Origin of the sequence: Pauljensenia sp. UMB6358 (assembly GCF_030216865.1) — a bacterium.
In the GTDB taxonomy this organism is placed as follows: domain Bacteria; phylum Actinomycetota; class Actinomycetes; order Actinomycetales; family Actinomycetaceae; genus Pauljensenia; species Pauljensenia turicensis_A.
This window is the reverse complement of record NZ_JASOMS010000141.1, coordinates 1-287: the sequence shown is the minus strand read 5'-3', so window position 1 is coordinate 287 and position 287 is coordinate 1. Positions and strand designations below refer to the sequence as shown.

Below are 287 nucleotides of genomic sequence, written 5' to 3'. Positions count from 1 at the left end.
GCCTAGGCTGCCGGTGGGAGCTGCGTTTGAGGTGGTTTGCCGTGACGGCTCTGGGTTCATTGTCGAAAAAGTAGGCGTGGACAAATGGGCAATTAAAACCAGCCTCGCATATTACGGCACCCGCTCTACACAGTTTGTTGCCTCATTTTTTGATTTTGAAAAGTTCAAATCCGCGAAGCTGTTTTGCATCCCAAACGGGGGTGAGAGCGAATGATCCGCGATACTCACCCCTTGTTTCGGTGTGGGGAACAACTTTACGGGGCGGCTGACCTGCGCGAGCTCCCTAA

General features: G+C 53.0%; 1 protein-coding gene. It reads left to right on the top strand.

Annotated elements, in window-relative coordinates; all coding sequences use genetic code 11:
• Nucleotides 1-214 (top strand): hypothetical protein (locus tag QP381_RS08950; protein ID WP_285068649.1); only part of this gene is annotated, 214 nt, incomplete at its 5' end.
• Between the last annotated feature and the right edge of the window lie 73 nt (nucleotides 215-287).